Here is a 20,792-nt window from a genome sequence, read left to right as displayed (position 1 = left end):
CCGCCACCGCCCCCGTCATGCGTGATGAAGAAGATCCCGGCACCCTGGAACTGATGCTGCCGCGCAAGCGCGGCCGTCCGCCCACGTTCGGCTACGCCATGACCGATGCGCAGCGCGCCGCCCGCTACCGCGCCCGACGGGCAGGGCAGGCCGACCATGCCGATGTGCGCACCTGCAGTGACATGGTGCTGCTGGACAAAATCCGCGCCTCGATCACCGCGAAGGACGCCGAGCTCACGGGGTTTCTGGTGCACGTGCTGTGGCAGCGCTATCCGCTGCAGTTGAAGTAAGCGCGCCGCGCACCAGTTCGGCAACGGCCGGGCGCAGGTAGCCGAGCAGCCGTTCGGCCTCGATCCAGCCGGTCGCATCGTCAAGATCCAGCTCGTGCAGGTCGTCGGCAATGGAGGCCAGGGCAGATTGCCCCAGCATGCGCAGAACCCCAGACAGGCGGTGCGCATGGTGGCGAAGCCGGTTACCGGCCTGCCGCCGCAACGCATCGTTCAGACCCATCAGCTCGTCCTGCAGCGACTGCAAGAAACGGTTCCAGAACGATTCCGGGGCCGGCGCCTGTTCCGCATCCAGATCGCTGTCGGCGTCACTATCGTCCAGTTGCAGCACGTCCAGAAGCTGCCGCACTTCCAGCGGTTTGCACAGCACTGCGTCCATGCCGCAGCTGCGGCAGCGCTCCACATGCCCCGGCGAATCGTTGGCCGACACCGCTACCAGCGTCGCCGGAGTCCGCGCATGGCGTCGTTCCATGCCGCGCAGCTGCACGGCCAGCTCGTAGCCGCTCATGTCGTCCAGCACGCAATCGAGCAGCACGATCCCGCACGGCTCGGTGGCTTGGCTGCGCAGCGCGCTGGCGCCGTCGCCGCAGGCCGTGACCGAAGCGCCCAGCACCTCGAGCTGGCGGGCCAGGACAGTGCGGTTGAGCGCGTGGTCCTCGACCAGCAGCAGGGTGCGGCCGGCAAGCGGCTGCTCGCGCGCGGCCTGGCCATCGCCTTCAACCACCACCGGCAATCGCACCTCGAAACAGCTGCCTTCGCCCGGCGCGCTGCGCAGCTGCAGCTGACCTCCCATGCCGCGCACCAGGTCCTGGCAGATCGACAATCCCAGCCCGGCGCCGCCCAGGTCGCGTGACCGCTTGTCGTGGGCCTGCGCAAACGGTTTGAACACGGTGGCATGCTGATCTGCGGGTATGCCGATGCCGGTGTCGCGCACCTCCACCACCAGCTGCGCGGCGTCCTCGCCGGGCACAAGCGCTACGGTGACCTCGACCTCGCCCACGTCAGTGAACTTGATCGCGTTGCCGAGCAGGTTGGCCAGCACCTGGCGCAGTGCGTCGCCGTCGAACCACATGCGCGGCAGAGGGTCGGTCTGCTGCAGCAGCGTCAGGGCCAGGCCCTTGGCATCCGCAGCCGGGCGAACCACTGCGATGCAGTCGCGCGCCAGCTGGCGCATGTCCTGCCAGCCCGGAAGGGGCAGGTAGCTGCCAGTGGCCGAACGCGAGTAGTCCAGCGCGTGGCCCAGCAGATGACGCAGGCCCGCACCGGCCGAGCGCGCGGCATTGACCAGCTGCCGTTGGCCTTGGTCCAGCGCCGACTGGTGCAGCAGGTCGACCGAGGTCACCAGCGCCTGCGCGGCGTTGCGCACCTCATGGCTCATGGTGGCGATGAAGCGCGCCTGTTGGCGATGGCTGCGCCGTGCCGACTGCTGCGCCCGGTACATCCATCCACCGGCGCCGAGCAGCAGTGCCAGGGTCAGGCCCATGGACAACAGCTCCCATTGGAAGTGGCGCGACATCACGCGCAGCGACGGTCCGCTCAGATAGGTGGCCTTGGTCCACCGCTGCATCAGCATTGCGTGTTCCTGGGGGCTGATCGAACGCATCGCCTGGTGGATCTGGTCCAGCATGGGGCGGTCACGGTGGCGCACCACCAGATGCAGGCTGCCGGGCAGGCTGGCCGGTCCGCCATGCAGCAGCAGGCTGTCACCGAACTCGCGGCGGGCCAGTGGCCGCATCGCCACGTCCAGTTCCATGGCCACATCGACGACACCAGCTTCCACGGCAGCGAGGGTTTCGCGCAGGGTAGGCAGGCCGATCACCTGCAGGTGCGGATGATAGGCGGCCAGCCATTCGGAAAGGCGGCTGCCGCGCACCACCGCCACCCGGCGCAGGTGTGCGAACTCAGGTGGCTGCGCATGGATATGTCGGCTGGCCAGCAGGGTCTGCCCCCGGTAATACGCCGGCGAGGCCGCCAGCGCCGTACACGGGGCATTGTCCAGCGGACCCAGCAGCAGCATCAGATCCGCACGTCCGTCGCACAGCGCCTCCAGCGCCGCGGTCGTCGACTCCACCGGTTGCTCCTGGAAGCGCATGCCGGTCTGTTCCGAGACCAGCTGCGCATAGCCGCTGATCAGGTTGGCGTCGCGCGCGGCGCGGCTGTCGACGGCCAGCAGCCGGTGTTGGGTGGGGTCGGTGGCCACGCGCACCAGGCGCGGTTCCGGCTGCGCGAACGCTACGGGCAACAGAGCAACTGAAAGCACCCCGGCCAACGTGCCGGCGCCGATGCGATCGCCGCTCACCACACCGCCAGCTGGTGACGCAGGGTGAACAGGTCGCGATCGGTGCGCAGGCCCAGTTTGCGGAACGCGGCATGCTTCTGGGTACTGATGGTCTTGATGCTGCGGTGGCGCTGCAGCGCGATATCGGTCACGGTCATCCCACTCAGGCACAACTGCAGCACTTCGCGCTCGGCCTGCGAGAGCCGGTGCTCGGCGTGCTCATCCCGGTAGTTGAGTGGCACATGGTCATGGCCGGCGGCCACCCGGCAGATCGCCCTTGCCAGCTCATCCAGCGTTTCGCCCTTGGAGATCACGCCTGCGGCGCCGGCTGCCAGTGTGTTGGAAATCATCACGTGATGGACGTTGGCCGAGAACATCAGCACCCGCACCCGGGGAAAGCGACGCCGCAGCATGCGCAGCAGTTCCATGCCCTGCAGGTCGCCTTCGGCCAGGGTGTAGTCCACCACTGCCACGTCGACCAGATGGTGCAGCAGCGTGTTGACCAGCGCCCGGGTGGTGGCATGGTTGCCGATAACGTGGAACCGTGGGTCATTGGAAAGATGGACGTAGCTGCCGTGGCGCACCACGTCGTGATCATCGAGCAGCGCGATGTTCACGACGGTGGGCTGCAGGGGTCCGTAAAGATGGCCTGGATGGCGTCGGGACAAAGGAGGCACGCAATCATGGGATTTGCGCCATTCTTACTGCTTCCCCCTGCCGCGGAGATACTCTGATGTCAGATTAGGACTATTCCTATGCTCGGTACGAGAGCTCCGTCACTTTCTGCGCGCATCCGACGGCGCCCTTCGGCGCCCGGCGGAGAAAACCTCATCAGCGGCGTTCGCGGTCGAGCAGGCGTGCGAACTGGGACGCCAGGTCGACCACCAGCGGATCGGCCGTCGGTCGGTGCAGCAGGGCTATCTCGATGCTGTCGATCGGTGTCAGTCCGTGCCTGGCAGTGAGCACGCGATGCTCCCGGGTCACCGCGCGTGCCGGCAACAGACTGATGCCCATGCCGTCGGCCACTGCGCCCTGGATGCCGCCCAGGCTGGAACTGGTGAAGCCGATCCGCCAGCGTCGTCCCAGCCCCTCCACAGCCGCGATCAGCTCGTCGCGGTACAGCCCGCGCGGCGGAAAGGTCACCAGCGGCACCGGATCCAGCGCGATGCAGGGGCTGCGCGCGCTGTCCACCCAGCGCATCGGTTCGGCCCAGCATGCTGTTGCCTGACGGCTGTTGCGGCGCTGCTTGACCAGCACCAGATCCAGTTCGCCGTGATCGTAGCCGGCGGCCAGGTCGCGACTGAGCCCGCTGGTGACTTCCAGCTTCACCTGCGGGTGGCGTCGGGTGAAGCGGCCGAGCAATGCGGTGATCCGCGGATTGACGAAATCCTCCGGCACGCCGAGCCGCACCGTCACCGCCACGGTGGCGCCGGCCAGCGCCTCGGCCATCTGGTCGTTCAGTGCCAGCATCTGCCGGGCGATGCCGAGCAGCGAGTGGCCGGCATCGGTGGGGTGCACGTCGCGGTTGCCGCGCACCAGCAGAGGCTGACCGGCCAGCTGCTCCAGGCGCCGGATCTTCTGGCTCACCGTGGACTGGGTGGAATGCAGGCGCGCGGCTGCCGTGGTGAAGCTGCCACAGTCGGCGACCGTGACCATCGCGCGCAACAGGTCCAGCTCGAACAGCGTGCGGTGCGAAGCGGCACTCGCGGGCATGGCGCTATCCAGAAAACGAATACGGAAGGTGCAGCATAGTCAGTCCGCGACCACTGCGCTTGCGCGGGCCAGGCTGCGCGCCACCCGGGCGCCGGCGTCGCGCATCATCACATGCAGCGCGGGCGGCCCCAGTACCTCGAACTCCAGCTCGAGTGCGAGCAGCCAGTACACCACTGCGCCCTGCGGATGGGCGCCGCAGCGCAGCAGGCAGCGCTGCGCGTCCAGCGCTTCGAGCACGCCGGCCGAGCCGGGCATGCGCTCGCGCACGGTTTCGATCGGCGCGTGCAGGATCACCCGCGCTTCGTCGCCGTGTGGGCCCAGTGTCAGCGACTGGCTGACGAAGGCGCGCAGGTCGCCGTTGGCCGGGGACGGGCGGGGCCGGAAATGCACGCCGACGTCGGGCGTGCTGGTCATGCGGTCGATGCGGAAGGTGCGCCAGTCGCTGCGCGTGGTGTCCCAGGCCACCAGGTACCAGCGCCGTTCGGCATGCACCACGCCCTGCGGTTCCACCTGTCGGTGGCTGGGCTGGCCCTGGCGGTCGGCGTAGTCGAAGCGCAGCTGCAGTTGATCGCGGCAGGCCCCGGCCAGTGTCGCCAGGAGCCTTGCATCGACCAGTGGTCCGCTCTGGTCGATTGGAAGGATCGCGGTGCGCAGTGCATCCAGGCGGCGACGCAGCCGCGCCGGCATCACCTGTTCCATTTTCACCAGCGCGGTGATCGCGGTCTGTTCGATGCCGCTGATGGTGCCGCTCACCGCCATGCGCAGGGCCAGTGCAGCGGCCAACGCTTCCTCATCGTCGAGCAGCAGGGGTGGCAACGCGCGTCCGGCCCGGAAGGCATAGCCGCCGGCAACGCCGCTGCTCGCCTGGATCGGATAACCGAGCTCGCGCAGGCGTTCTATATCGCGGCGCAGCGTGCGCGGGTGCACGCCGATGTCGGTGGCCAGCGTGTTGCCCGGCCAATGCGGGCGGGATTGCAGCAGCGCCAGCAGGCGCAACAGACGGGCGGAGGTCGTAAGCATGGCGGCAGGGTCGCGCCTGTCGAGGACAGGATCTGTCCGCAATGGTGGCTAGCCTGTGTCCACGGTGCAAGGGCCTTCCGGCGCACCTCTTCCCCCGACACCTACAAGGAGTACTGCATGTCCCTCGTCTTCTATTGGCACCCGATGTCCAGCGCCACCCCGGTGGCGTGCGCGCTCGCCGAGCTGGGCGTGGCGCATGACCGGGTACGGATCGACATCCGCAACGGTGAGCAGCGCACCCCGGAGTACCTGGCGATCAATCCCAACGGCAAAGTGCCTTGCCTGGTGGTCGACGGCACCCCGATCTTCGAAGGGCTGGCCATCCACTTGTGGCTGGGCGACCGTTTCGGCGTCGCACGCGGACTTTGGCCGGCGGCTGACACGCCGGAGCGCCTGCAGGCGCTGTCCTGGTGCGCATGGGCCTATGTGACCTACGCGGCGGTGATCAATCGGATGTTCCTGGCAGGCAGCGACGGCCCCCTGCGCGACGCCACCCAGGCCGCCGCCGCAGGTGAGTCGGCCCAGCAGTTGCTGGCACTGCTGGAGGACCGCCTGTCCGCGCAGCCGTGGATGGTGGGCAGCGTCTTTTCGCTGGTCGACCTGGTGGTGGCGCAGGTCGTGGGCTATGGCACCTACGTGGGCGCCAGCGTAGCGGCCTACCCGGCGGTGGCGGCGTGGCTGGCTACCGTACAGGCACGGCCGGCGATGCAGGGTGAGGTCTGAGCGGCATTTGGATATCGAATGCAGGGCATTCCTAAATTTAACTGGTGAATGGAGGCCGCCGCACCGTATGGTGCGGTGGTCCTTCCGCTAGTGCGTCCTGCCATGAAATCCATCGTGCTGTCTGCGTTTCCGCTGCTGCTTGCGCTTGCCCCTTCCGCCCTGGCGGCCGAGCAGGCCGACCTGATCATCCGCCACGCCACCGTGGTAGACGTCGAACATGCAACGACCGTGGCCGACCAGGCGGTGGTGGTGCGTGGCGACGATATCGTGGCCGTGGGCGATGACCGCGCCATTGCCAAGGCCTGGACCGCAGCGCGGAAGATCGACGGCAAGGGCCGCTACCTGATCCCGGGCCTGTGGGACATGCACGTCCATTTTGGCGGCGGCCCCGAGCTGATCGAAGAGAACAAGGCGCTGCTGCCGCTGTACATCGCCCATGGCATCACCACCATCCGCGACTGCTCCGGCGACCTGCCCGAGCAGGTGCTGCAGTGGCGCGGGCAGATTGCCGACGGCAGCCTGGAAGGCCCGCAACTGTTCAGCTCCGGCGCCAAGATCGAAGGCATCAAGCCGGTCTGGAAGGGCACGATTGAAGTGGGCAGCCAGGCTGACCTCGACGCGGCCTTCGTCAAGCTCAAGCGCGACCGGGTCGACTTCGTGAAGATCACCGACAGCACCCTGACCCCGCCGCTGTTCCTGGACGCCGTGCGCGGCGCGCGCGCCAATGGGCTGCGCGCTTCGGGCCACATTCCGATGGCGCTGACCGTGCAGCAGGCGGTGGACGCCGGGATCAGTTCGATCGAACACCTGGACTACGCGTACAAGGCCGGGGTCAAGGATGAAGGGGCCATCGCCGCCGACTTCGCCGCCAAGCGGATCGACCGCGCCGAGGCCAACCGCCGCCTGGATGCCGGCTTCGACCATGGCACTGCGATGGCCGCGTACCGCGGTTTCGCGTCGAAGGGCGTGTATGTCACCCCGACCCTCAACGGCGGGCGCATCCTGGACTTCCTGGACCAGGACAACCATGCCAACGACCCGTACCTCGCCTACATCGGTCCCAAGCTGCAGGCCACCTACCAGTGGCGCGTGGAGCGTGCGGCCAAGGCCAGCCGGGAGCAGATCGCGCAGCGCCACCAGCAGTATCATCAGGTGGCGGCCGTGCTGCCGATGCTGCAGGAAGCAGGCGTGACCGTGATGGCGGGCACCGACGCTGGCTTCCTCAATTCGTTCAATTACCCGGGCATCGGCCTGCACGACGAGCTCAGCCTGTTCGTCAAGGAAGGCCTGACCCCGGCGCAGGCGCTGTCCTCGGCGACCCGCGCCGGTCCATCGTGGTTCGGCACGCTGGACCGCTACGGTGGTGTGGCTGAAGGCAAGGCAGCGGATCTGGTGCTGCTTGACGCCAACCCGCTGCAGGACATCCAGGCCACCCGTGCAATCCATATGGTGGTGCTGCGGGGGCAGGTATACGACCGCAGGGCGTTGGATGCGCTGCTGGCGCAGACACGCGAGAAGGTTGCGCAGTGGCAGCAGGCGGCGAAACAGTAACGCCCGCCACACTGCATTGATAAGAGAGAAATCCGGCGCCCCGCATCTGCGGGGCGCTTTCGTATACGCGTTCCTGCAACAAATTGCAGTGGTGCATTGATGAAAATTGAATGTGCCGCGTTGCAGCACAAATCTACGATGCGCACCTGCTCAACGCGGACCTGCATTTCGGCATCGCAAATCACCCAATCCATCGACTTTTGCAACTTGTTGTAGTGCCACTTGAAAAAAGTTGCATGGGGCGACCGGCGGCTGACGCCTACGCTGCGCACTCGATTGAAGGCAGTTATGACAACTGGCCTTCGCATTCACCCCGTTAATCACAGGAGCATCTTCGATGAAGCGTCTGATGACCGCGCTGGCGGTAGCCATGGCTGTTGCGATGTCGGCATCGCCTCATTCGGCCCAGGCCGCCGCACCCAACATCCATGTGGGCGCGATGTACGAGTACGCCGAGCCGGGCAAGGGCGCGCTGCTGAAGCGTGTTCGCAACACCGGCGATGCCACCGCCTTCGTGCGCGTGCAGATCAGCGAAGTGCGCTATGCCGCAGACGGCAGCCACCAGGAAATCCCGGTCGACACCGCAGCCGGTGCCCAGGCCGGGCTGGTCGCCAGCCCGTCGCGGATGATCGTGCCCGCCCAGGGCCAGCAGGCCACGCGCCTGCTGGTGCAGGGCGACCGCAGCACCGAGCGCTACTACCGCGTGCGCTTCGTACCGGTGCTGCCGCAGTCCGAGGACGAATTCGCCCTGACCGACGCGCAGCGCGACGACTACCGCAAGGAGCTCTCGGCCGGCGTCAACGTGCTGACCGGCTACGGCGTGTTCGTGATCGTGCACCCGGACCAGGCCCGCTACGACGTGCAGACCGAAACCACCGGCGAGCACGTGCAGCTGCGCAACGCGGGCAACACCACGGTACTGCTGGACGACGTGCGCCAGTGCAGCGCGGCCGACAAGGCCGCCACGTGCTCGCCCACCCGGAAGATCCACCTGCTTCCGGAGCGCACCGAGCGCTTCGCGCGCAGTGCCGACCACGTGCACCGCTTCCAGATCGTTGAGGGGGACACCCGCAAGGACGTCCTGCTCAGCCCCTAGGTTCCGCCCGGAACCGCCGTCCCGTCGCCGGACTCCAGGCGACACCTTCCCCTTTGGAGATATGAAGCAATGAACCTCAAGACCACCGTCCTGGCCGCTGCGGCTGCCCTGATCCTGACCCCGGCCGCTGCCATGGCCGCCACCGAGCAGTTCCCGATCCAGGTGACGGTTGAAGCCACCGTTCCGTCGGCCAACGGCCTGCAGATCTCGCCGGTTGGCGACTGGGCCGGCCAGACCCAGCAGATGCGCTGGAACATCGCGACCCAGAGCCTGGCGCCGATCCAGCAGCAGGTCGACATGAAGAGCGGCCTGGGCGCCATCAACGCCTACCTGACCACCGAAGCCATGCTGACCAGCGCCGGCAACGCCATCGACCTCGCGGTCAATGTCGCCGGCCAGGAGCTGAAGGTCGGTGCCGGCAATGCCGTTGAAGTCGCCACCTCGACCGAAGCCGCTGCCAGCAAGCGCGCCCAGGTTGCCATCACCGCAGCTCCGGCGACCGGTGGCGGCTACGTGCATGGCACCTACCAGGGCAACGTTTTCATGATGTTCGAAAGCGGCACCCCGTAAGCGTTTCAGTTGTTACCCGAGGGGCGCTCCCGCGCCCCTCTTTTTCTTCGAGGAATGTCCATGTCGCGCCTGCTTCCGATCGCCACCGCCGTGATGCTCTACTGCAGCAGTGCTGCAGCATCCGCTGCGCCTGCCGCTCTGGAGAGCCTGACCCTGCTCGACCAGGCCGGGGGGCTGCCCGACGACTTCCGCGACCATTTCTTCGACGTCCCCCTGGTGGTACGCGTTGAACGCGATGGCCAGTTCCTGGGTGATGCCCGGGCGTTGCTGACCCGCGAAAATACCTTGTCGTTGCTGGAGTTCACCGACAGCCACGACAGCTCCGAACCGGCCGCCGAACGTGCGCGCTGGCTGCAGGTGCTGGACACGCCGCGTCCGCTGGGCGCGTGCGCCGCGTCCTGCGAGGCCGGGCTGGTGCGCCTGCACTACAGTCTTGAAAGTTCACTGCTGTCCATCGCCACCGAAAACGGCGGCCGCAGCGCGAACGACGTACGCCACCATGCGCTGCCTGAAGGTGGTAGCCGTGGCCTGATCCTGCGCCATCAGCTCAACGCCTATGCAGGGGAGGGCATGGACGCGTCTGGCCGCTACGCACTCGACCTGCAGGGCAGCCTGGGCCAATGGACCCTTGCCGGCAATTACCAGGTCGACCGCAGCGGCGATCTGGAGGGCGAGCTGCGCCACTCGGTGCAGAGCCTGTACGCACAGCGCGAATTCCGCGACAACTTCCTGCGCGCGGGTTACTTCCTGCCCAACTTCCAGGGCGTCACCCGGCAGCCGCGCGCGGCCGGGTCGGTCAACCACACCACCGTGGGCCTGATGGCTGGCTCGTCGGACAGCCTCGTGATCGACGCCCGAGCGCCGAGCCTGTACCCCGTATACGTGACCGCCAACCGCGAGGGCACCGTAGAGGTATTCCGCGATGGCAGCCTGATCCTCACCCAGCCGCTGCAGCCCGGCCTGCAGGAGCTGGATACCCGACGCCTGCCGGGTGGCATCTACGAGGTAGAGCTGCGGGTCATCGAGGATGGCCGCGAGAGCTCGCGCGAAACCACCGTGATCCACAAGCCCGGCAACTGGCGCGACCCGAGCCGCCGCTGGCGCTACAGCGTCTTCGCCGGCATGCAGCAAACGCTGCTGGACAGCATTGACGACCCGAACGCGGGTGCGTTTGCGGCGGGCGGCATCATCAATTACCTGGCGCACCCGCGAGCGGTGGTCGGCCTGTCCGCGCAACACCTGGATGGCGCTAATGCGTTCGCCGGGTCGGTGGACTGGCAGATCAACGACAGCGCGAACCTGTTTACCAATGCCTACACCAGCGACCACGGGCGCGGGGTCGATCTGCAGGGCTTGTGGCGCTATCGCAACGGCACCGTGATCCTCTCGCATAACCGTACCTGGCAGGAGCGCCGTCGCCCGTGGGACGAGGGCTATGCGCCGTACCCGCCCGATGCCGAGGTGCCAGAGACCCGTGCAGGCTGGTTGCAGACCAGCGCGCTGAGCGTGAACCATCGCGTGGGCGACAGCAGCCACGTGGCCGCACGCGTTTCGCACAACCGCGGCGTGAGCGACGGCGTTGGCGTGGATTTGTCGTTCAGTCGTCGGCAGACGCTTTTCGGGAGCGACGCCAGCTGGCGCGCTTCGGTCTTTGACCGCCCCGCCAACAGCAGCAGCGGCATGCGCCGCAACCGGGGGGTGGACTTCGCGCTGAACATTGCGCTCGGCGACGACGGCCGCCGCTACACCGGCAGCCTGGGCAGCCGCACTGCCACCGACGGCGGGCGCAGCCTGTATGCCAGCGCCGGTGCGCAGCAGAGCTTCGAGCAGGGCGTGCTGCGCAGCATCGGCGGCCAAGCCACCGCCGACAGCGATGGTCTGGGCCTGAGCGGCATGGCGCTGTTCGAGCATCCCGCGCTGCGCGGCGACGTACATGCGCAGCGTTCCTCGCTGGGCGGCCAGCTCAGCGGTGGCGTGAACCTGGAAAGCACCATGGCGATCGGCGGCGGCAAGCTCGCGATCGCGGGTGCGGCTCAGGTAGGCAGCACCAGCACCGGCATGATCGTGGACGTAACGTCCGAACTGCCGGACGTGGAGCTGCGCGCACACGACAGCCGGGGCGGCTCCTACGTATTGCATCCGGGTCGCAACTTCCTGCCGGTCACCGCCTACCGCACCGGCTCGCTGCAGATCGACTTCCATGGTCGTGCCGCGCCGGCAGCTACGATCCAGCCGGCCAGTCTGGACTACCACCTCAACAAGGGTGGGGTTTCCTACGGCAGGGTCGAGGTGCTCAACACCTTTACCGTGATGGGCCACGTGAAGGACGCCAACGGCAAGCCACTCGCCGGCGCGCATGTGATCAACCATGCCGGCCGCAGCGTTGCGGAGGCCGACGGCTTCTTCGCGCTGGAAATGAGCGCCCGTGCGCCGAGCATGGAAGTGCGCCATCCCACCGTGACCGGGTGCAGCTTCCAGCTCGACGGAACGACCACGCGCCCTGAAGGCGATACCTGGCTGGCTGGTGTTCTGCAGTGTCCGTCGACTTCCCTGACCACGGCGCAGTCGGATGCGACGGCGTCGGCTTCCGGAGCAATGCCATGATTCGCCACTCACTCTCGACCGGGTTGCAGCGTCTCCTGCGGCAAGGGCTTTGCGCGCTGGCGCTGGTCGCAGGCGTGGGCAGCGTCCATGCGGCGGACATCTACATAAGCGCCGAATTCAAGCCTGACGTCAGCGACCCGGACAAGCGCGAGTTCACCAACACGACACCGTGGTCGGGGGTGTGCGACAGCGTGCACCTGCAGGTCTGCATCAACAACGAATGGTGGAGCATCGATACCAAGGTGCGCGGTACCAAGCAGGGGGTCTACGCTCCCGACTGGGGGCCGGGCGGCTTCTACATCGGCATGCCCCCATCACGGACCGTCACCGTGGTGTCGGACGATGGATTGAGCACGTTCGACCTGGGCGTGAACATCATTGGCGCTGCCATGCGCATCACCGACCTGGACGGAGACGGTCCGAGGGAGCCCGCATCTACGGGTAATCCCAATGGCTGCAGTCTGGCGCTCAAGAACACCAATGCGTCCAACCGGTCCGTCATGCGCATGTTCCTGCGTCGCGATGGTGGCGAGGGTGTTGCGATCTGTTCGCTGCACTGGTTGCACGAAAACAACTATGCGATCCAGGAGTTCGACTTCACCTACAAGCTGACCACGCCAGCGCCGTTGGCGATGCGTAGCGGTGTGTACCGCGGCATGACCACCTACAGGGTGGGGGGTACGGGTGAGGGCGCCGACTTCGATCTGGGCGATGGTGTCGCCCTGGAGGACAACATCGTCAACGTGCATTTCGAGCTGAAGGTCGAACATGCCTTCCAGCTGGATCTCCCGCCTGGCAGCGAGCGCGCGGTGCTGGCGCCCAGAGGCGGGTGGGCGCAATGGAGCGACCACGGCATCGTGCCAAAGTCACTCGAACGCGACGTGCCATTCAGCCTGAGCAGCTCGGGGCAGTTCGAGGTATCGCTGCAGTGCCAGCATCCGTTGGCAGACGGTCGCTGTGCGATTCGCAACGTCGCCGAGGCAGCCGACGAGGTGCCGCTGGATATCCAGCTGACCCTGCCGGGCTTCCGCGACTCGGCCACAGGTGTCGATGTGGTAGGAATGCCGCTGACCACGACGATGCTGGCGCCGGTGCTGACTGCAGATGTATTCATCATCCGGCGGCCGTCGAAGTTGAATTTCGCAGTCAATGGCGACGCAGTGCGCAGCATGTTGGATCATCCCGGCAGCCATTATCGCGGTGACGTCACCGTGATCTTCGACGCAAGCCCGTAGCAGGGCGGCGTCATGCGCACGCGACAGCAGCGTGACGGTGGCGATGTCAGCGCTGAACTGTTTACCGACATGCGCGGTGCGTCTACGCATAGAGGGTTTCGCGCACGTCGTGGTAACGCGGAAATCCCTACGGTGGGGTCACCGGCCTCACTTCGATGTCGGGCACTCGGAGACACGACATGGGTAACCAGCAGAATCCGCAGCAGGGCCAGCAGAAGCAGCAGGGCCAGCAGAACCAGCAGGACCAGAAGGATCAGCAGCGCCAGGGCCAGCAGCAGCAACAGCAGGACCAGAAGCGCGAGCGCAACCAGCAGGGCGGCCAGGACGAAGAAGAATAAGGTCCTGCCCCAACGGAATAACCCAAAGCCCGGCCCTGCGGCCGGGCTTTTTGCTTGCCCGGCCAGGTTCGGCAAGTGATACCCATTCGCATTTGAGGTACACTGGGGCGATCGCCTTGCCCTGAGTCGTGCCAGCCGTGCTTTCCAGCCTGATTTCTTCGTTCTCCCCCTGGTTGCGCAATGTGGGCGCGGTAGCGGTACTTGGCATGGCTGCGGCCGCGCCGGTCGCCGCCCAGCAACGCAACCCGCTGCAGAAGGTGGGCGAGACCGTGCTGGACCAGCCTGCGCAGAGCTACCGCTTCGAACGCTTCGTGGTTGAAAGTGGCGAGCCGGCACGCAGATGGCGGGTCAATCTCGGCGTTCCGACCAAAGCGTCCACGACGCCGGCGCCGGTGCTGTACATGCTGGACGCAAATGCCGCGGCCATGGTCTTCGACCAGTCGCTTTTGAGCGACCTGGCGGCACACGCCGCGCCGGTGCTGGTGTTCATCGGCTACGACAACGACCTGCGCATCGATTCGGCCGCGCGTACGCTGGACTACACCGCGTGGGTGGACACCGCCGACGATGAGAACGGCACGCCGCAGTCCAGTGGTGGTGGCGCGCAGGCGTTTCTCAACGTGATCCAGCAGAAGATCAAACCCGAAGTGGAACGTCGCGCCCGCGTGGACACTGCGCAGCAGTCGCTGTGGGGGCATTCGCTGGGCGGGCTGTTCGTACTGAGCACCCTGTATACCCAGCCGAGCGCCTTCCAGAATTACGTGAGCGCCAGCCCGTCGCTGTGGTGGAGCCAGGGCGCGCCGCAGGGTGCGATGGAACAGGCATTCTTCGCCAAACCCAAACCGGCCAACGTGTGGCTGATGCTCGGGGGCGACGAACGCAGCGGCAACCGCGGCGTGCGCGACATGAACAACCCGCGCGTGGTCGCGCATCTGCGCCGGATTGGCGGCGCCACCCCGGACGCGGCGCACGTGCTGAGCGAACGCCTCGCCAAGCTCCCGGGTGTGCAGGTCTCCTACCGCGAATTTGCGGGGCTCGGCCATGGGCCGATGCTGCCGGCCTCGTTGAAGGCGACGCTTGCGGCGCTGTATGGCGCCGAAGATCGCAGTGGCCCCGCGCCGTCGGGCGCCGCCGATGCCGCCGCCGAGTGACCGTTCTTTCCCTTACCCAGGCGGCTACGCCAAGGCAACCCTTGTGACACGCGCCGCTGGCGCGCCCCTACAGAAGGAGTCTGCTATGTCCCGTTTCGTTTCCCTGCCGCGTCTTGCCGGCCTTGCACTGGCAATGTCGCTGATCACCGGCGCGGTGTCGGCCGAGCCGGTGTTCGACGCGCCGGCCAATGGCTTCCGTGGCCAGGTCAGTGCCCGCAATGAGAACGTGGTGCCGGGCAGCACCGCCGAAGTCACCGGCCGCGCGTTCGTGCCGGGCCAGCAGGTAACCCTGCTGCGCGGTGCCACCGTGCTCAACGACACCCCGTACGTGGTCGACGCGCAGGGCAACTTCAAGGCCAGCGTGCAGGTGCCTGCCGATGCCGTGCCGGGCCAGCAGCCGCTGGTGGTGCGCGCCAGCAATCCGGCCGCCGCCGCGGTGGTGGCGCTGCGGGTCTCGCCGCACCTGCCGCTGAGCGGGCAGCAGGCGTTCCAGCAGACCTCGGGCAAGCTGGTGCAGGGCCTGTATCAGAGCGCCTACAGCGCGGGCAGCAACGCGTTGTTCGTCACCTCGGCCGTGGGCCGTCCGCCGGTGACCCAGTCGCAGCTGCTGAAGGTGGACCCGAAAACGCTGAAGGTGGTCAAGGCGATCACGCCGGCGCAGGTGCCCGATGCCAAGGGCGGCAGCGTGTTTGCCGTGTATGGCGTGGGCGTGGACGACGCCAACGGCAACGTGTGGGTAAGCAACACCCGCCAGGACACGGTGGCGGTGTACCGCCAGTCCGACCTGTCGCTGGTGCACCAGTTCCCGGTTGGCGCGGTGCCGCATGCCCGCGACGTGGTGGTCGATGCGAAGCACGGCAAGGTATTCGCCTCGGCGGCTGGCGAAGACCATCTTTCGGTGTTCGACGCGAAGACCTTCAAGGCCCTGGAACCGATCACCCTGGCCTCTGGCGTGGACGATGAGAAGTTCGTGCCGATGAGCCTGGTGCTGGACGAGGCCAGCGGCAAGCTGTTCACGGTGAGCATCGGCACGCCGGAAGCAGCGGTGATCGATGTGGCCAGTGGCAAGGTCGACAAGGTGATCGACCTGGGCAACGCGATCAGCGCCTCGGGCGTGGCTTTCGACGCGAAGCAGAACCGCCTGTATGTGGCCTCGCAGGGCACCGACAACCTGCTGATCGTGGACGTCGCCAGCGGCAAGGTGCTGCATGACGTACCGGTGGGCGCCGGTGCGCTGAACGTGGCGTTCGAGCCGGTCTCCGGCCTGGCCTATGTGACCAATCGCGGCGCCGGTACGGTGACCGTGGTGGATGGCGACGGCAAGGTAGTAGGCAACCTGGACGGCGGCACCTTCCCCAACCACGTACGTGAAGACGGCAAGGGCAATGTGTTTGCGGTCAACAAGTCGCGCGGTGCAGAAGATCCGAAGGGCGACCGCGTCACCCGCATCACCTCGACCCGCCGTTGATGACCTGCGCGCGCAGGGCTGCGGTCCTGCGCGCGCCTGATTGGAGCGATACATGTTGAATTCCCTGTCCCTGCGGCGAAGCGCGCTGGTGCTGGCCATGACGGTTGCGCTGGTGGCGTGTGGTGGAAAGCCGGCCGAGCCGTCGGCACCCGCTGCCGCGCCTGGCGCGGCCGACGTGGCGCCGGATGCGGCTGCCGGCGCGTTGCCGACGGGCTGGCTGCGCCTGGCTGGCACCGACGTGCCGTCCAGTAGCCAGCTGAGCGCTTCGCTGCCGGTCACCGTCACCTCCGACGACGGCGAGCAGGTCACGGTGAAGGACACCTCGCGGATCGTCGCCGGTGGTGACGATGTCATCGCCGTCATCGAGGCGCTGGGCATGGGCGCTCAGGTGTACGCCGCGCCGCTGCGGTCGGCTACCGAGGCCGGGCGCAACGCGCCGAAGCAGTTCCTGTTCAACCGCACGACCGGCGTTGAGGGCGTGTTGAGCCTGGAAGGCACGCTGTTCCTGGGCAACAGCCTGCGCCGGCACACGGAACTGGCAAAGAAGCTGCGCGGCGCCGGCGAAGCCGCAGTGGTGATCGACGACCTGCAGCCGGCACCGGACAAGGTGCGCAAGGTGGCCGCCGCACTCGGCGTGGCCGACGCGGGGGCGCAGCTCGCCGCGCAGGTGCAGGCGCAGTTGGACGAAGCGGCGGCGGTTGCGGCGGCCAGCAAGGTGCACCCGCGGGTCATCCACCTCTCGGCCACCGGTGCCGGCGGCGCACCGACCGTGGCGGGCGCGGACAGCGCCTCGGGCAAGCTGATCGGGCTGGCCGGTGGAATCAACATCGGCACCGAAGCGGGCGTGGCCAACTACTCGGCGTTGAGCAATGAAGGCGTGGTTGCGGCGGCGCCGGACGTGATCCTGGTGACGGAGAACGACCTGCAGCTGTTTGGCGGCGAAGCCGGGCTATGGAAGGCGTATCCCACCCTCAAGCAGACCCCGGCGGGTGCGGCCAACCGGGTCTGGGTGATGCCGGACGTGCAGCTCAAGTCCGCCAGTGTGGGCTCGGGCAGCGGCGCGCTGGCCCTGGCCAAGGCGTTGGCTGCACTGCCGTCGCCGTGAGCCGGGGAACGTGATGCCGCGGACAACGCGTCGCCGTGCCGGCGGCTGGGTGCTTGCCGCGATGGCGCTGGCACTGCTGGGCGCGATCCTGGCTTCGTTCGCGGTCGGACCGCTGCGCCTGCCTCCATTGGAAGTGGTGCAGGCAGTAGCGGTGAAGCTGGGGCTGCTGGACCCGTCGCAGGTCAGCACGCGCGACATGGCGGTGGTGTGGAACCTGCGCATTCCGCGTGCGCTGCTGGGCGCGGTGGTAGGAGCATCGCTGGCGATGGCCGGGGCCAGCCTGCAGGGGCTGTTCGGCAATCCGCTGGCCGACCCGGGCATCGTGGGGGTGACGCAGGGGGCGGCACTCGGCGCGGTGGCCGCCATCGTGCTGGGCGCCGGCAGCGTGGGGGGCTGGACGTTGCCGCTGGCCGCGTTTGCCGGGGGTGCGGCGGCAATCGGCCTGACCTATGCGCTGGCGCGGCCGGGGCGCAACACCGGCACCGCGACGCTGCTGCTGGTGGGCATTGCGATGGCCGCATTCTGCTCGGCGGCGATTGGTTTCCTTACCTACATCGCCAGCGAAAGCGAACTGCAATCCCTGGTGTTCTGGCAGATGGGCTCGCTGGCGCAGGCGGACTGGGCGGACGTGGCGGCAGCGCTGCCGGTGTTCGTGCTGGGTACGGTGGCATTGCTGCGGCTGGCCACGCCGCTGGACATGCTGGCGCTGGGGGAGCGCCAGGCCCAGCACCTGGGATTGGACGTGAAGCGCACGCGGCTGAAGCTGATCGCGTTCAGCGCGCTGCTGGTGGGCGCGGCGGTGGCATTCGCTGGATCCATCGGCTTCGTCGGGTTGGTCGTGCCGCACGTGGTGCGCATGCTGGTTGGCCCGGGACACCGCTGGCTGTTGCCGGTGTCTGCGGTGACCGGCGCGCTGCTGATCGTGGTGGCCGACACCGCGGCACGCACGCTCGACCCGCCGGCGGAGATTCCACTGGGCCTGTTCTCGGCGGCGCTGGGGGCGCCGTTCTTCCTGTGGCTGGTGCTGCATCAGCGCCGGAGTGGCACGGTATGAGTACGCCGTTCCTGCAGCTCGACGGGGTAGGGGTGCGCTTCGGGGAGCGCCGCATCCTGCACGACATCCACCTAGGTTTCGTGCCCGGCACGGTAACCGCGCTGGTCGGCCCGAACGGGGCAGGCAAATCAACCCTGCTGGCGGTGGCGAGCGGCGACGTGGCGGGCGATGCGGGGCAGGTGATCCTGCACGACCAGCCCATCGCGCACTGGAAGGCGATGGCATTGGCCCGCGAGCGCGCGGTGATGCCGCAGGACCATGCCGTGCGCTTCGCCTTCACGGTGGAAGAAGTGGTGGCGATGGGGCGGCTGCCGCACCCCGCCGACGCGCTGCGCGATGCAGCGCTGGTGGAGCAGGCGCTGGGCCAGGCGGAGATGGTAGGCCTGCGTGCGCGGGAAGTGCAGACCCTGTCAGGCGGCGAGGCGGCGCGCGCCACCTTCGCCCGGGTGCTGACCCAAGGCACGCCGTTGCTGCTGCTGGACGAACCCACTGCCGCCCTGGACCTGCGCCATCAGGAACGCACGCTCAAAGCAGTGCGCGCACTTGCCGACGACGGTGCCTGCGTGATCGTGGTCCTGCACGACCTGAATCTGGCGGCCGGCTACGCCGACCGGATCGTATTGCTCGAACAGGGCAGGGTGGCCGCAGATGGCACCCCCGACCAGGTATTGACCCGCGAGCACATCGAACGTGTCTACCAGCAGGCGGTTCTAGTCCTGCGCCACCCCCAGCGGAACGTCCCGCTCGTAGTAGTCACGTAGCGCCGGGCTCTGCCCGGCCGCACCCGCGCCCGGTGCAATGAGCGTGCTAGCACAGCGTCTCCGCCGATGGCGGCGAAAAGCGACCGCGGTGTGCATTCCGGCCCAGGAAGTCAAACAAAACCCCTACAAATAGCCCAGTTCCGCGCAAAGCACTGGCTAGCCGTGCCGTGTCGCTTCCAGCGCGAATGCAATTTATTGCACCCCGTTTTGAACAAAGTTGCATGTGGTGTGGCGCAATCGGCCCGTAGTCTTTGCGGCGTTCCACAAGGGTCAATCAAGCACTCGCTGTCGATTGACCAAATCGATTGTTTGACAACCCACTACGAGGAATTACTCCATGAAGTTCACCACCACTCTGATTTCCCTGGCCATCGCTACTTCGGCCGCCATCGCTCCGACCGCCTTCGCGCAGTCGGCTGACCTGTCCATCGCTGGCAGGATCTTCCCCGGCGCCTGCATCGTCGACTTGGGTAACGGCGGCGTCGCCGACCTGGGCAACATTCGCAAGGACAGCCTCAACGTCGACCAACCTACGCTGCTCGAGCCTGTGATGCTGCCGGCGTCTGTCTCCTGCGAGTCGGAAGTTCGCTTCGCACTGCAGGCGATCGACAATGCTGCAGATTCGTCGGTCAGTCCGAGCCACTACGGGATTGGCATGACGCCTGCCGACGAGAAGATTGGCCGTATGACCGTCGGCTTCGCGGACACCCTGGTAGACGGCGGTCCTGCGTTCAGGACCCGCTCCTCCAACGATGGCCAGAGCTGGACGTCCGCCTCTTTCGATACCCTTTACAACTTTGACCGTGCCGACTTCATTGGCTTTACCAAGTCGTCTGGCGGCATCGTGGGGCCGGACCCGATCAAGGATCTGACTGCCAACCTCCGGGTCATTGCGCGGATCGAACCGGCCAGCACGCTGACCATCTCCGATGACGTGCCGATCAATGGCAGTGTCACCATCAACCTCCACTATCTGTAAGCACTCCATGGGCTTCGGGGCACCGCAGCGTGCGGCGCCCGAGTTGACCCTTGACCATATTGGAAACCATGACCATGAACTTCACCAAGACCTTGTTTGCCCTCGCGCTTGTCGCGACCGCTCCGGCCGCCTTCGCGCAGTCGGCTGACCTCTCCGTTGCTGGCAAGCTGTATCCCGGCACCTGCAGCGTCGACCTCGGCAACGCCGGTGTTGCCGACTTCGGCGACATCCGTTCCAACGCGTTGAACGCTGATCAGGTCACCCTGCTGGACCCGGTCACACTGCCGCTGACTGTGGCCTGCGACGGCGAAGTCCGCTTTGCCTTCGAGGGCGTGGACAACGCGAGCAGCAGCTCAACCCAGTCGGATCGTTATGGCCTCGGTTTCACCGCGGCGGACGAGAAGATCGGCAATGCCAACCTGTTCGTTGCCGATGTCACGGCTGACGGCGTGCCCGGGTACGGTACGCGTTCCGATGACAATGGCATCACCTGGGGCGACAGCAATCCGGGTGGCAATTACAGCCTGGCAATGCACGACCTGGTGGGTTTCGCCAAGGACGAAGCGGTTGGCACGGGCCCGGCGCCCATTGAGAACCTGCAGGGTAGCCTGAAGGTCTGGGCGCAGATCCAGCCGACCGATGAGCTGACCATCACCGAAGATGTGCAGATCAATGGCAGCGCGTCCCTCAACATCGTGTATCTGTAACGGCTCCACCGGCGCCGACGCATCGCACATCGCGGTGCGTCGGCGTCACTCCTTCACCATCACTTCACGGCCGCAGGCGCATGAATGCGCCAGCAAGGCAACAGCATCGCTCCGGCAACTGACCGGGGAGCTTGTGAATCGGGGGATTCATC

At 67.0% G+C, this 20,792-nt stretch carries 19 protein-coding genes; 15 read left to right on the top strand and 4 right to left on the bottom strand.

The window, feature by feature from the left end:
- The first annotated feature begins 17 nt into the window (after positions 1–17).
- Positions 18–290, top strand: a complete 273-nt coding sequence (locus RYM47_RS10585) for a hypothetical protein (protein WP_070207989.1) — start codon at positions 18–20, stop codon at positions 288–290.
- Here RYM47_RS10585 and RYM47_RS10580 read toward each other — a convergent pair.
- From RYM47_RS10580 to RYM47_RS10565, 4 genes are all read right to left on the bottom strand, one after another.
- Positions 235–2,586 (bottom strand): ATP-binding protein, encoded by a 2,352-nt coding sequence (locus tag RYM47_RS10580; protein ID WP_315387755.1) that lies wholly within the window; start codon positions 2,584–2,586, stop codon positions 235–237. The genes RYM47_RS10585 and RYM47_RS10580 overlap by 56 nt on opposite strands.
- Positions 2,583–3,182, bottom strand: a complete 600-nt coding sequence (locus RYM47_RS10575) for a response regulator transcription factor (RefSeq protein WP_315387753.1) — start codon at positions 3,180–3,182, stop codon at positions 2,583–2,585. Before RYM47_RS10575 ends, RYM47_RS10580 begins: the two co-directional genes overlap by 4 nt.
- A gap of 214 nt (positions 3,183–3,396) precedes the next feature.
- Positions 3,397–4,278: a LysR substrate-binding domain-containing protein gene (locus RYM47_RS10570; protein ID WP_315387751.1), complete on the bottom strand. Its 882-nt coding sequence runs from the start codon at positions 4,276–4,278 to the stop codon at positions 3,397–3,399.
- 39 nt (positions 4,279–4,317) lie between these two features.
- Positions 4,318–5,298, bottom strand: coding sequence for a WYL domain-containing protein (locus tag RYM47_RS10565; protein WP_315387749.1), 981 nt, complete (start codon positions 5,296–5,298; stop codon positions 4,318–4,320).
- Between the two features lie 117 nt (positions 5,299–5,415).
- Here RYM47_RS10565 and RYM47_RS10560 point away from each other — a divergent pair, with 117 nt between their 5' ends.
- The 14 genes from RYM47_RS10560 (at position 5,416) to RYM47_RS10495 (ending at position 20,640) form a co-directional block, all read left to right on the top strand.
- Positions 5,416–6,021 (top strand): glutathione S-transferase family protein, encoded by a 606-nt coding sequence (locus RYM47_RS10560; RefSeq protein WP_315387747.1) that lies wholly within the window; start codon positions 5,416–5,418, stop codon positions 6,019–6,021.
- Between the two features lie 102 nt (positions 6,022–6,123).
- Positions 6,124–7,572, top strand: coding sequence for an amidohydrolase family protein (locus RYM47_RS10555; protein WP_315387745.1), 1,449 nt, complete (start codon positions 6,124–6,126; stop codon positions 7,570–7,572).
- A gap of 337 nt (positions 7,573–7,909) precedes the next feature.
- Entirely contained in the window at positions 7,910–8,668 is a 759-nt protein-coding gene (locus RYM47_RS10550) for a CS1 fimbrial subunit B flags: Precursor (RefSeq protein WP_315387744.1), read from the top strand.
- Between the two features lie 69 nt (positions 8,669–8,737).
- Positions 8,738–9,238, top strand: a complete 501-nt coding sequence (locus RYM47_RS10545; RefSeq protein WP_315387743.1) for a CS1 type fimbrial major subunit — start codon at positions 8,738–8,740, stop codon at positions 9,236–9,238.
- A 60-nt stretch (positions 9,239–9,298) separates the two neighbouring features.
- Complete coding sequence (locus RYM47_RS10540) at positions 9,299–11,842, top strand: TcfC E-set like domain-containing protein (RefSeq protein ID WP_315387741.1); 2,544 nt, start codon at positions 9,299–9,301, stop codon at positions 11,840–11,842.
- Positions 11,839–13,077, top strand: coding sequence for a hypothetical protein (locus tag RYM47_RS10535; protein WP_315387739.1), 1,239 nt, complete (start codon positions 11,839–11,841; stop codon positions 13,075–13,077). The genes RYM47_RS10540 and RYM47_RS10535 overlap by 4 nt, the downstream gene beginning before the upstream one ends.
- Positions 13,078–13,256: 179 nt before the next feature.
- Complete coding sequence (locus tag RYM47_RS10530; protein ID WP_315387737.1) at positions 13,257–13,415, top strand: hypothetical protein; 159 nt, start codon at positions 13,257–13,259, stop codon at positions 13,413–13,415.
- Between the two features lie 137 nt (positions 13,416–13,552).
- Positions 13,553–14,566, top strand: coding sequence for an alpha/beta hydrolase-fold protein (locus RYM47_RS10525; RefSeq protein WP_315387736.1), 1,014 nt, complete (start codon positions 13,553–13,555; stop codon positions 14,564–14,566).
- Positions 14,567–14,699: 133 nt separating this feature from the next.
- Positions 14,700–16,034 carry an ATP-binding protein gene (locus RYM47_RS10520; RefSeq protein WP_315387863.1) on the top strand — a complete coding sequence of 445 codons (1,335 nt, stop codon included), beginning with the start codon at positions 14,700–14,702 and terminating at the stop codon, positions 16,032–16,034.
- A gap of 55 nt (positions 16,035–16,089) precedes the next feature.
- Positions 16,090–17,139 (top strand): ABC transporter substrate-binding protein, encoded by a 1,050-nt coding sequence (locus RYM47_RS10515; RefSeq protein WP_315387862.1) that lies wholly within the window; start codon positions 16,090–16,092, stop codon positions 17,137–17,139.
- A 13-nt stretch (positions 17,140–17,152) separates the two neighbouring features.
- A complete protein-coding gene (locus RYM47_RS10510) occupies positions 17,153–18,193 on the top strand; it encodes an iron ABC transporter permease (protein ID WP_315387734.1) in 1,041 nt (346 codons plus the stop codon).
- Positions 18,190–18,954, top strand: a complete 765-nt coding sequence (locus RYM47_RS10505; RefSeq protein WP_315387732.1) for a heme ABC transporter ATP-binding protein — start codon at positions 18,190–18,192, stop codon at positions 18,952–18,954. The genes RYM47_RS10510 and RYM47_RS10505 overlap by 4 nt, the downstream gene beginning before the upstream one ends.
- 337 nt (positions 18,955–19,291) lie before the next feature.
- Positions 19,292–19,933: a DUF1120 domain-containing protein gene (locus RYM47_RS10500; RefSeq protein WP_315387730.1), complete on the top strand. Its 642-nt coding sequence runs from the start codon at positions 19,292–19,294 to the stop codon at positions 19,931–19,933.
- A 74-nt stretch (positions 19,934–20,007) separates the two neighbouring features.
- Positions 20,008–20,640 (top strand): DUF1120 domain-containing protein, encoded by a 633-nt coding sequence (locus tag RYM47_RS10495; RefSeq protein ID WP_315387729.1) that lies wholly within the window; start codon positions 20,008–20,010, stop codon positions 20,638–20,640.
- The last annotated feature ends 152 nt before the right edge of the window (positions 20,641–20,792 follow it).

The sequence above is a fragment of the uncultured Stenotrophomonas sp. genome (assembly GCF_963519125.1).
GTDB lineage: Bacteria > Pseudomonadota > Gammaproteobacteria > Xanthomonadales > Xanthomonadaceae > Stenotrophomonas.
This window is presented reverse-complemented; position numbering and strand designations above follow the sequence as displayed.

Coding starts and splice junctions, on each gene's coding strand:
- RYM47_RS10560 (WP_315387747.1), top strand. CDS start 5,416: ATGTCCCTCGTCTTCTATTGGCACCCGATGTCCAGCGCCACCCCGGTG.
- RYM47_RS10540 (WP_315387741.1), top strand. CDS start 9,299: ATGTCGCGCCTGCTTCCGATCGCCACCGCCGTGATGCTCTACTGCAGC.
- RYM47_RS10510 (WP_315387734.1), top strand. CDS start 17,153: ATGCCGCGGACAACGCGTCGCCGTGCCGGCGGCTGGGTGCTTGCCGCG.
- RYM47_RS10570 (WP_315387751.1), bottom strand. CDS start 4,278: ATGCCCGCGAGTGCCGCTTCGCACCGCACGCTGTTCGAGCTGGACCTG.
- RYM47_RS10495 (WP_315387729.1), top strand. CDS start 20,008: ATGAACTTCACCAAGACCTTGTTTGCCCTCGCGCTTGTCGCGACCGCT.
- RYM47_RS10530 (WP_315387737.1), top strand. CDS start 13,257: ATGGGTAACCAGCAGAATCCGCAGCAGGGCCAGCAGAAGCAGCAGGGC.
- RYM47_RS10535 (WP_315387739.1), top strand. CDS start 11,839: ATGATTCGCCACTCACTCTCGACCGGGTTGCAGCGTCTCCTGCGGCAA.
- RYM47_RS10505 (WP_315387732.1), top strand. CDS start 18,190: ATGAGTACGCCGTTCCTGCAGCTCGACGGGGTAGGGGTGCGCTTCGGG.
- RYM47_RS10555 (WP_315387745.1), top strand. CDS start 6,124: ATGAAATCCATCGTGCTGTCTGCGTTTCCGCTGCTGCTTGCGCTTGCC.
- RYM47_RS10500 (WP_315387730.1), top strand. CDS start 19,292: ATGAAGTTCACCACCACTCTGATTTCCCTGGCCATCGCTACTTCGGCC.
- RYM47_RS10520 (WP_315387863.1), top strand. CDS start 14,700: ATGTCGCTGATCACCGGCGCGGTGTCGGCCGAGCCGGTGTTCGACGCG.
- RYM47_RS10545 (WP_315387743.1), top strand. CDS start 8,738: ATGAACCTCAAGACCACCGTCCTGGCCGCTGCGGCTGCCCTGATCCTG.
- RYM47_RS10585 (WP_070207989.1), top strand. CDS start 18: ATGCGTGATGAAGAAGATCCCGGCACCCTGGAACTGATGCTGCCGCGC.
- RYM47_RS10550 (WP_315387744.1), top strand. CDS start 7,910: ATGAAGCGTCTGATGACCGCGCTGGCGGTAGCCATGGCTGTTGCGATG.
- RYM47_RS10565 (WP_315387749.1), bottom strand. CDS start 5,298: ATGCTTACGACCTCCGCCCGTCTGTTGCGCCTGCTGGCGCTGCTGCAA.